We start from the raw sequence: 9,969 nt of genomic DNA on the forward strand, positions 1-9,969 counted from the left end.
GGGAGGGAGTCGGCGTACGAAGTCATGGGGCGACGGTCTCGCGTCCCGTCGACAGATCGTCGACAGCCCGCCTACACCCCGGTTCGGGGCGGAGACGGGCTGTCGTGGTGACCCGGCGCGCGAGCCGCCGGACGTCAGGCCTCGATGTCGTCCTTGGTGGACTCGGCCTTGCCGGACTCGACCTTGACCGTGTCGCCCTTGCCGGCGTCGGTCTCGGCGGAGTCGGTCTTCGGCGGCTCCGCGGCTGCCGCCTTCTCCTGCTTCTTCGAGGCGATCAGGCTGGTGATCGTCGTGACGACCAGCACGGCGCAGATGACACCCAAGGAGAACGGAATGGAGATCTCCGGTACGTGCACACCGCTCTCGTGCAGGGCGTGCAGCACCAGCTTCACACCGATGAAGCCGAGGATGACCGACAGGCCGTAGCTCAGGTGGACCAGCTTCCTGAGCAGTCCGCCGATGAGGAAGTACAGCTGCCGCAGACCCATCAGCGCGAAGGCGTTCGCGGTGAAGACGATGTACGGGTCCTGGGTCAGGCCGAAGATCGCCGGGATGGAGTCGAGGGCGAAGAGGACGTCGGTCGTGCCGATCGCCAGCATGACGACCAGCATCGGCGTCATGACCTTCTTGCCGTTCTGCTGGATCCACAGCTTGGTGCCGTGGTAGCGGTCGGCCACGCCGAAGCGCTTCTCGGCCGCCTTCAGCAGCTTGTTCTCCTCCCACTCCTCGTCTTCGTCGTTCGCTCGGGCCTCCTGGATCAGCTTCCAGGCGGTGTAGATGAGGAACGCGCCGAAGATGTAGAACACCCACGAGAAGCTCGTGATGATCGCGGCACCTGCGGCGATGAAGATCGCGCGGAGCACGAGGGCGATGAGGACGCCGACCAGCAGCACGCGCTGCTGGTACTGCGACGGCACCGCGAACTTCGCCATGATGATCACGAAGACAAAGAGGTTGTCGACGCTCAGCGACTTCTCGGTGATGAAGCCGGCGAAGAACTCTCCGGCGGGCTGTCCGCCACCGAAGATCAGAAGCCCGAGCCCGAACAGGGCCGCCAGGACGATCCAGACGACCGTCCAGACTCCGGCTTCCTTGATGGATACGTCATGGGGCTTACGCCCGATGAAGAAGTCCGCGCCGATCAGGGCACACAGACCCACGATCGTGAGGACCCACATGGTCAGGGAAACATCCACTGCGCCTCCGGCAGTACGTAACGGCACAAACACCAGCGTCGTCGCTGCCGGAGGTCTCTTCCACCCGGGACGTCGTCTGCACGAGCGCCACACGGGCCGACGCCCCGGGACCTGGCCCAGGTCCGTATTGACGGGAACGCCGCAGTCAGGAGTACTCCCCTCCGCGAGAAGAAGACTACGCGAATTACCAAAGAAAGGTAAAGCGTGAGGTAAAGCACAAGCCAAAACCGCAGGCCAGAGGGCTTTTGCCAGAGGATTACTGAGCAAAAGCCCTCGTCTGCGGCCGGTCTCGGCTCAGCGGCCCCAGGCCCGGCGGGCGTCCGCCACCCGCGCGAGCACGTCCGGCAGCACCTGACTGCCGGGCGGGGTGAGCGCCGGCTCGTACGTCCAGGCGTGGCCGACCCACGGGTCCGCGAGGTGGTCGTCGGGCACCGGCGTGAGCCGCAGCAGCGCGCGCCACAGCGGGTCGAGCACCGGTCCGAACCCGGAGGCCTGCTCGCGGTCGGCGACCATCATCAGGTGGACGCCGACGGCGGGCCCCTCGTCTGCGAGGTAGCGCAGCTGGGTCACGGCGCGGTCGTCGAAGCCGTGCGGGAAGTCGTTGACGATCAGGAGCTGCTCGGCGGTGTCCACGTCGGGCGGGAGCGAGTCGGCGGCGCGGGCCCGCACCGCCATCTGCACCAGGTCGACCCGGCGGGTCAGCTGGGCCAGCGTCTCGGACACCCCGGTCGCGCCCGCGGTGGGCGACCCGGCGAGCACTCCGGCGTCCCGCAGCGGCGCAAGCGAACCGGTCGCCGTACCCGCGGGGTCGATGACGTGCACCGCGAAGTCACCGGGCGGATAGACCGCGAGCAGCCGGGCGGCGATGGCCACGGCGGTGTCCATGGCGAGGCGGCCCATCTCGTCGCTGTCGGCGAGGGACGCGGTCGCCGAGGAGGCGTTGCGTCCGCTGTCGATCCACAGGCCGCGCTCGAGCGGCAGCCTCATCAGCATCGGGATCCGCAGGTCGGCGCTTTCGGGCAGGTGCAGATCGCCGAGGCGCAGGGCCATGGGGATCTCCATGGGGACGCGGTACGCGTGCCAGACCGGGTTGTCCCAGGCCGCGAAGGGCGGCGGCAGCGCGGGCTCGACCACCTCGGACTCGGCGGCGAGCTGGGCCAGATCCCGGTCGAGGACCGCTCTCGCCTGCTCGACGAGCTTGGCCTGCTTGGCGCGGGCCGCTTCCCGCGCGGCGTCGCCCTGCCCGCCGATCCTGCTGCGCGGGTCGGAGAGGACCTGGTCGAGCTCCTTCTCCATACGGGACTCGGCGAAGTCGACGGCGCTGCGGTACGCGGCCACGCTGCGGGCCAGGTCCTCGAACATGCCCCACACCTGGTTGTAGAGCCGCTCCTCCATGGACCAGCCGTTCGCGTCGCCGGCGACCGGCCGCGCGGGCTGTCCCGGCTCCGCGGGTGGTGCGGTCGGCGCGGGTACGGGCGGTGCGGCGGTACGACGTGAGGGGTGGGTGTAGTCGACGGGCCCGCCGGTGGACGCCGCGTCGGGGGTCTGCGCCGACTGGCCCTGCTGGTCGGCGACTTCGGGCCGACCCGGCTGATCCGGCTGCCCCGGCTGATCCGGCGTCATGGAGGTGGGCGGGGCGGGGCGTTGGAGGGTGAAGTCGTCCTGCTCGCCAGCGGACCCGGCGGTGTACCCCTCCGCCGGGGCGGGCGCGGCGGACTGGGTGCTGTGGCCGTGGCTGTGGCCGTCGGTGCCGGACTGCGCGGACTGCCCGGACTGCGCGGACTGCGCGGACTGCGCGGACTGCCGTACCCGGTCGGACTCCGCCGTGCGCTGCGGGGGCGGGGCGACGGAACGGGCCATGCCGCTCGCCACCGCGTCCAGGATCCGTGCGGCCAGCTCGCGCGCTTCCGCCAGGCCCTGGTCGGTGAGCATCTCGGCGAGGCCGCCCGCGTACCCCTGGCCGACGGCGCGCACCTTCCAGGCGTTCTGTCGGCGGTACAGCTCAAGGGCGACGACGGCGGACTCGGCGCCGAGGTCGGTGATGGTGTAGCTGGCGATCTCGGAGCCGTCGAGTCCGGTCACCGCGACGAACGGTGCGGCAAGGGCGCCGAAGCTGACCGCTCCTGACCCGCCGCCCTCGCCGGGTGCGCCGCTCGTGACGGGCAGTGCGAGGAGGATGTTGACCCGGTCGGCGCCGGGCGGCAGGGCGCCCAGGTCCACGGCGAGGCGGTGGTCGGCGGCGGCCTGCTTGGAGACTTCCAGGCCCGGCAGGCTGGGCGATCCGGGGTGCGCCACCCAGTCGCCACCGCGTACCTTGCCCTGCTCGTCGCTGATCGTCGCGCCCGCCACGATCGGCCGGCCGGCCGACACCCGGATCTCAAGTCGGGTCCGGGGCAGTACATGGTTCTGGCCCCTGACCAGCTCGGCCGTCATCGCCTTCGTTCCCCTCGTCGCGCTTCTCTTCAGATGTGTTGCCACCGCTGTGTTGCCACTGCTGTGTTGCCACCGCCGCGAGTTGACCGCGCGGCCGGGTCCGCGTCCGTTACAGGTGCGGCAGGATCGACGGCATCAGGTCCTGGAACGTGCGGCCGTTGGCCGCGGTGCCGAGGGCCGTCATGGACCAGCCCGCGCCCACGCGGTGCACCTTCGCCATGATCTGGGCGGTGTACTGGCCGCCGCCGTCGAGGGTGTAGCGGGCCGTCTCCTGGCCGTTGGTCTCGTCCACCAGGCGGCAGAAGGCGTTCTGCACTTCCTGGAAGGTCTGGCCGGTGAAGGAGTTCACCGTGAAGACGATCTGGTCGATGTGGACCGGGACCCGCTGGAGGTCGACGAGGATCGCCTCGTCGTCGCCGCCCTGGCCGACGCCGCCGACGAGGTTGTCGCCGGTGTGCCGCACCGAGCCGTCGTCGCTGACGAGGTGCCGGAAGAACACCACGTCGACCGGCTCCTTGTCGGCGAAGAGGACCGCCGACGCGTCGAGGTCGACCTCCTTGGTCCGGGAGCCGAACAGGCCGCGGCGCTGCGCCGCCTGCCAGCCGAGCCCCATGCGCACCGCGGTCAGGGTGCCCCCGTCGTCCTTCTGCAGGCTGATCGCCTGCCCCTTGGCCATGTTGACCGACACGCAGTGTCCCCTCTCGAACCCTTACCGACGACCGATCGCCCCAGTCGCGGTCGGCTGGTCAGCACCCTACGCAGTGCGACGTACATCACCGCAGCCCGGCGGTTGTTTGTGGCGTTCTTGCAACACACCGCCCGGCCCTGTCGGCGCACCGGCCGGACGGGCCTCGCCCGGCCGGGCGCTCAGGCTTCCCCCGCGCCCCTCAGGACAGCCCCGCCTCTCTCATCTGGCGCAGTTCCTTCTTCATCTCGTGCACCTCGTCGCGCAGTCGTGCGGCGACCTCGAACTGGAGGTCGGCGGCCGCAGCCCGCATCCGGTCGGTCATCTCCTCGATCTGCTCGGCGAGTTGGGCGGCGGGGCGGTCGGTCGGCGCCTGCTCGGCCTTGCCCTTCGCGGACTTGGCGCTCTTTTTCGCCCCCTTGGCGGCCTTGCCCGCGGTGCCGCCGTCGGCCTTCGCGGAGCCGAGTGAGGGCACCGGCGCCTTGGCGCCCTTGCCGTCCTTGGACTTGCGGTACCCGGAGCCGAGGAGCTCCTCCGTGTCGACCTCTTCACGGGCGATGGCCGAGACGATGTCGTTGATCTTCTTGCGGAGCGGCTGGGGGTCGATGCCGTTCGCCTTGTTGTACGCGACCTGCTTCTCGCGGCGCCGGTTGGTCTCGTCGATGGCCTTCTCCATCGCCGGCGTGATCTTGTCCGCGTACATATGGACCTGTCCGGAGACGTTGCGCGCGGCGCGGCCGATGGTCTGGATCAGGGAGGTGCCGGAGCGCAGGAAGCCCTCCTTGTCGGCGTCGAGGATCGACACCAGGGACACCTCGGGCAGGTCGAGGCCCTCGCGGAGGAGGTTGATGCCGACCAGGACGTCGAACTCGCCCGCGCGCAGCTCGCGCAGGAGTTCCACGCGGCGCAGGGTGTCGACGTCGCTGTGCAAGTAGCGAACCTGGATGCCGAGTTCGAGGAAGTAGTCGGTGAGGTCCTCGGCCATCTTCTTGGTGAGTGTGGTGACGAGGACGCGCTCGTCCTTCTCCGCGCGGGTGCGGATCTCGTGCACCAGGTCGTCGATCTGCCCCTCCGTGGGCTTCACGACGACTTCCGGGTCCACCAGGCCGGTGGGGCGGATGATCTGCTCGACGTACCCGTCGCCGCGCGAGAGTTCGTACGCACCGGGTGTGGCCGAGAGGTAGACGGTCTGGCCGATGCGCTTCTGGAACTCCTCCCACTTCAGGGGGCGGTTGTCGAGTGCGGACGGCAGGCGGAAGCCGTGGTCGACGAGGGTGCGCTTGCGGGAGGCGTCGCCCTCGTACATGGCGCCGATCTGCGGCACGGTGACGTGCGACTCGTCCAGGACGAGCAGGAAGTCCTCGGGGAAGTAGTCGAGCAGCGTGTTCGGCGCTGTGCCGGGGGCGCGGTCGTCGAAGTGCATCGAGTAGTTCTCGATGCCGGAGCAGGAGCCGATCTGGCGGAGCATCTCCAGGTCGTACGTGGTGCGCATGCGCAGCCGCTGGGCCTCCAGCATCTTGCCCTGCTTCTCCAGCTCGGCGAGGCGCTGGTCGAGCTCCTTCTCGATGCCGGTGACGGCCTTCTCCATGCGCTCCGGGCCCGCGACATAGTGCGTGGCCGGGAAGACGTACAGATACTCGTCGTCGCTGATGACCTCGCCGGTGAGCGGGTGCAGGGTGGAGAGGGCCTCGATCTCGTCGCCGAACATCTCGATGCGGACCGCGAGTTCCTCGTACACCGGGAAGATCTCGATGGTGTCGCCGCGCACCCGGAAGGTGCCGCGGGTGAACGCGAGGTCGTTACGCGTGTACTGGATGTCGACGAAGCGGCGCAGCAGCTGGTCGCGGTCGATCTCGTCGCCGACCTTCAGCTGGACCATGCGGTCGACGTACTCCTGCGGGGTGCCCAGGCCGTAGATGCAGGAGACCGAGGCGACCACGATGACGTCGCGCCGGGTCAGCAGGGAGTTCGTGGCGGAGTGGCGCAGGCGCTCCACCTCTTCGTTGATCGAGGAGTCCTTCTCGATGTAGGTGTCCGACTGCGGGACGTACGCCTCGGGCTGGTAGTAGTCGTAGTACGAGACGAAGTACTCGACCGCGTTGTTCGGCAGGAGCTCGCGGAACTCGTTGGCCAGCTGGGCCGCGAGCGTCTTGTTCGGCGCCATCACGAGGGTGGGGCGCTGCAGCTTCTCGATCATCCACGCGGTGGTGGCGGACTTGCCGGTGCCGGTCGCGCCGAGCAGGACGACGTCCTTCTCACCAGCGCGGATACGCCGCTCGAGGTCGGCGATGGCGGTCGGCTGGTCGCCGCTTGGCTGGTACGGACTGACGACCTCGAAAGGTGCCACCGTGCGTTCGATCTTGGATACGGGCCGCATGAGAACCACCGTACGACTCCCCACTGACAACCGGCCCCGGAACCGTCCGGCGCGACCCCGCGGTGATCACCGGTTCTGGCGGGAGCGGGGCCCTCGGGGCGGTGCGGTGGCGGGGCCGCGGCGCGGGCGCGGGAGGCGACCGCGGGCGCCGGGGCTGTGGGCCGGGACGCCGGGACGCTGCGCCGGGCGGCCGGGGCCCGGTCGCGCGCCCGGCTCGGCGGCCTGCCGGTCGCCCTTGCCCAGCATCATCAGCGGGTCGAACATCACGACGACGCCGGCGAGGACGAGGAAGGCGAGCGGCCCGACCATCATCAGCGCGAGGAGTTCGGCGGGGGCGTCACCGGCCGGCCGGTCACCGATGCCGTGCGTGTGCACACGGACCTCGAGGGCGGCCATTCCGGTGTAGTGCATGCCGCTGACCGCGAGCCCCATGACGAGGCTGGCGCCGAGGCTCCAGACGAATCCCCGGACCTGTGCGGCGGCCCACAGGGCGGCGGTCGCTGCGACGACGGCGATCACCACGGAGAAGGAAACCGTGAGGGTGTCGTACCGGAGTGCGCCGTGCAATCGCATTCCGGCCATGCCCAGATAGTGCATGGAGGCGACGCCGAGGCCTGTGATGGTGCCGCCCGTGAACAGCGCCATGACCGTCGCACCGCGGTAGCCGACGATGAAGATGCCGATGCCGACCATGACGATCGCGACGGCGAGGCTGGCGAAGGTGATCGGGACGTCGTACCGGATCGGCGCCTCCTCGACCGTGAACCCCATCATCGCGACGAAGTGCATGGTCCAGATGCCGGATCCGATGGCGGCCGAGCCGAGCGCGAGCCAGCCGGGCCGCCAGGCGTTCTCCACGAGCAGCGATCTGGTGGTGCAGCGCAGCCCGAGCGCGCCGCCGAGGCAGGCCATGAGGTAAGCGACCACGGGCGTGACGAGCCCATAACTGAATCCGTCGACGGTCCCCTGCATGCGCGGCAGCCCTTCCACCCGAATTGACCCGAAATCCTCTTGAGCCCCCGCTCAACCGCTGCTCTTGAGGCAGTGGTTGAGCAGAGATTAGAGCGCACTGAGGAACGTACTAGCGATTTTTCGGCAAAGAATCAGGCGGGATGGGCGTGTTCGGGCTGTCTCGGGGCAACTCCGTTCAACCTGTGTCCATCCGGAGCCAGTCCGGCGTTGGTCATGGACTGTCACCCTCGTCCGGTCCGCGATCTATCGACCCGAGGAGTTCACGTGTACGCACGCCCCGCAGCAGCAACCGCAGCAGCGCTACTGGGAGTCGGCGCGCTCTTGCTCCCCACGGCCACCGCACAAGCGGCCTCCCCCGAGCGCACATCCGCGGCCACCCCGCTCTCCACAGAGACCGACAGCCCCCTCGTCGTCGCGCACCGCGGCGCCTCCGCCTACGCGCCCGAGAACACCCTCGCGGCCATCGACAAGGCCCGCGACATGGGCTTCCGTTGGGTCGAGAACGACGTGCAGCGCACCAAGGACGGCGAGCTCGTCATCATGCACGACGACAACCTGAAGCGGACGACGAACGCCGAGGAGGTGTTCCCCGACCGCTCCCCGTGGAAGGTCGCGGACTTCACCGCCGCCGAGATCTCCCAGTTGGACGCGGGCAGTTGGTTCGACGCCAAGTACGCGGGCGCGCGCGTGCCGACCCTCGAGCAGTACATGAACCGGCTGTCGCACAACAACCAGAAGCTGGTCCTCGAGGTCAAGAAGCCGGAGCTGTACCCGGGGATCGAGCTGGACACCCTGCGGGTGCTGCAGAAGACGGGCTGGCTCGACGAGCACCACATCAACAGCAAGCTGGTGTGGCAGAGCTTCAGCGCGCAGAGCATGAAGACGGTGCACGCCCTGCGGCCCGACATCAAGAAGGGCTTCCTGGGTACGCCCACGGCCGCCGAACTGCCCGAGTACGCGCGGTTCGTCGACCAGATCAACTCGCGGCACACCACGATCTCGGACGAGTACGTCGCCGCGATCCACAAGCAGGAGGGTCCGCACGGCAAGCCGTTGGAGATCTTCACGTGGACCGTCGACGAGGCGGCCGACGCCCAGCGGGCCGCCGGGTTCGGGGTGAACGGCATCATCAGCAACAAGCCGGACGTGGTGCGCTCGGCCATCGCCGAGGACTGAGCCGCCCGAGCCGTCTCGGCGCTCGTGCCGTCCGGGTCGTACGGGGCTGAGCGGGCTGAGCGGCGGGGCCCGTTCCGGCTGTTCGTTCCGCCGGTGACGGGCCCGTTGTCAGTGCCCGGCCGTACGGTGGTCTGTGTGAAAGCGAACCGTGATCCGCAGACCACCGGCCAGGGCGTCGAGTGGGCCGTTGTCGAGAGCGACATCGGCCCGCTGCTCCTGGCCGCGACCGGTCAGGGGCTCGTCAATGTCGTCTTCCACGCCGATGACGCGGTGCGGAAGGCGAGTGTCGAGCGGCTCGCCGCCCGCTTCGGCGGCGCGCCGGTCAAGGCCCCTGCCTCCCCGCGCCTCGCGGAGCCGATACGCCAGCTCGCGGCCTACTTCGCCGGTGAGCTGCGGGCCTTCACGCTCGATCTGGACTGGACGCTGATCTCCGGGTTCAACCGCGAGGTCCTGCGCGAGCTCGCCTCCGGCGTGCCGTACGGCACGGTGGTGGGGTACGGCGATCTTGCGGCCCGTGTCGGCCAGCCGGGAGCGGCCCAGGCCGTGGGTGCGGCCATGGGCGCCAATCCCCTTCCCGTCGTGGTGCCGTGCCATCGCGTGGTCGAGAGCGACGGCGGCATAGGCGGCTTCGGCGGCGGCCTGGAGACCAAGCGCCAACTGCTCGCCCTCGAAGGGGTCCTGCCGCAGCCGCTGTTCTGAACGGTCGCGGCGGCCGGGGCGTCTCGCCGGGTGGCGGCTAGAGGTTGACGTGGTACGCCTTGCGCAGCGTCTCGTGCACCGTCCAGGTCGTGCGGTCGCCCGCGCGCAGCACCGCCATGTCACCGGGGCCCAGCTCCAGCACGTCACCGCCCTCCACCTCGACCGTGGCGCGCCCGCTCACGACGACGAAGAGTTCGTCGGCCTCGGTGTCCGTCACAACGCCGGGGGTGATCTGCCAGATACCCCGCGCCTGCCGTCCGTCCGGCGACTCCCACAGAACCTTGCCGGTCACTACGGGGTCGCCGGAGACGATCTGATCCGGGTCGAGCGGTTCCGGTTCCAGTACGGCATCGGGGATGTGCGCGGCGAAGGAGGCGGGGGCTTGGGTGGTCGTCATGGGCGATCACTCTAGAGCGCGGGTGGAGAGGGGG

Annotated in this window: 8 protein-coding genes; 2 read left to right on the plus strand and 6 right to left on the minus strand. The window is 69.6% G+C overall.

Annotated features, from left to right (window positions below):
- Positions 1-134: 134 nt before the first annotated feature.
- The 5 genes from GUY60_RS27655 to GUY60_RS27675 all read right to left on the minus strand — a co-directional run bounded on the left by GUY60_RS27655 (position 135) and on the right by GUY60_RS27675 (position 7,663).
- A complete protein-coding gene (locus tag GUY60_RS27655) occupies positions 135-1,196 on the minus strand; it encodes a TerC family protein (RefSeq protein ID WP_312866447.1) in 1,062 nt (353 codons plus the stop codon).
- 294 nt (positions 1,197-1,490) lie between these two features.
- Positions 1,491-3,629 (minus strand): TerD family protein, encoded by a 2,139-nt coding sequence (locus GUY60_RS27660; protein ID WP_161702600.1) that lies wholly within the window; start codon positions 3,627-3,629, stop codon positions 1,491-1,493.
- Positions 3,630-3,738: 109 nt separating this feature from the next.
- Complete coding sequence (locus tag GUY60_RS27665) at positions 3,739-4,317, minus strand: TerD family protein (RefSeq protein ID WP_161702602.1); 579 nt, start codon at positions 4,315-4,317, stop codon at positions 3,739-3,741.
- A gap of 199 nt (positions 4,318-4,516) precedes the next feature.
- Positions 4,517-6,691 (minus strand): excinuclease ABC subunit UvrB, encoded by a 2,175-nt coding sequence (gene uvrB, locus GUY60_RS27670; RefSeq protein ID WP_161702604.1) that lies wholly within the window; start codon positions 6,689-6,691, stop codon positions 4,517-4,519.
- A 66-nt stretch (positions 6,692-6,757) separates the two neighbouring features.
- The gene (locus tag GUY60_RS27675; protein ID WP_161702606.1) at positions 6,758-7,663 is read right to left on the minus strand and encodes an MHYT domain-containing protein; all 906 of its coding nucleotides are present in this window, start codon (positions 7,661-7,663) and stop codon (positions 6,758-6,760) included.
- Between the two features lie 264 nt (positions 7,664-7,927).
- Between GUY60_RS27675 and GUY60_RS27680 the strand changes: the two genes are divergently transcribed.
- Positions 7,928-8,839, plus strand: coding sequence for a glycerophosphodiester phosphodiesterase family protein (locus GUY60_RS27680; protein WP_161702608.1), 912 nt, complete (start codon positions 7,928-7,930; stop codon positions 8,837-8,839).
- Between the two features lie 135 nt (positions 8,840-8,974).
- Complete coding sequence (locus tag GUY60_RS27685; protein ID WP_312866448.1) at positions 8,975-9,538, plus strand: methylated-DNA--[protein]-cysteine S-methyltransferase; 564 nt, start codon at positions 8,975-8,977, stop codon at positions 9,536-9,538.
- Positions 9,539-9,575: 37 nt separating this feature from the next.
- Here GUY60_RS27685 and GUY60_RS27690 read toward each other — a convergent pair whose 3' ends face one another.
- Positions 9,576-9,935, minus strand: a complete 360-nt coding sequence (locus GUY60_RS27690; protein ID WP_161702610.1) for a cupin domain-containing protein — start codon at positions 9,933-9,935, stop codon at positions 9,576-9,578.
- Positions 9,936-9,969: the final 34 nt, after the last annotated feature.

Origin of the sequence: Streptomyces boluensis (assembly GCF_009908195.1) — a bacterium.
GTDB lineage: Bacteria > Actinomycetota > Actinomycetes > Streptomycetales > Streptomycetaceae > Streptomyces > Streptomyces boluensis.

What these genes read in the sequence shown, in the direction of transcription:
- GUY60_RS27660 (WP_161702600.1), bottom strand. Translation starts at nt 3,629, where the DNA reads ATGACGGCCGAGCTGGTCAGGGGCCAGAACCATGTACTGCCCCGGACC.
- uvrB (WP_161702604.1), bottom strand. Translation starts at nt 6,691, where the DNA reads ATGCGGCCCGTATCCAAGATCGAACGCACGGTGGCACCTTTCGAGGTC.
- GUY60_RS27675 (WP_161702606.1), bottom strand. Translation starts at nt 7,663, where the DNA reads ATGCAGGGGACCGTCGACGGATTCAGTTATGGGCTCGTCACGCCCGTG.
- GUY60_RS27690 (WP_161702610.1), bottom strand. Translation starts at nt 9,935, where the DNA reads ATGACGACCACCCAAGCCCCCGCCTCCTTCGCCGCGCACATCCCCGAT.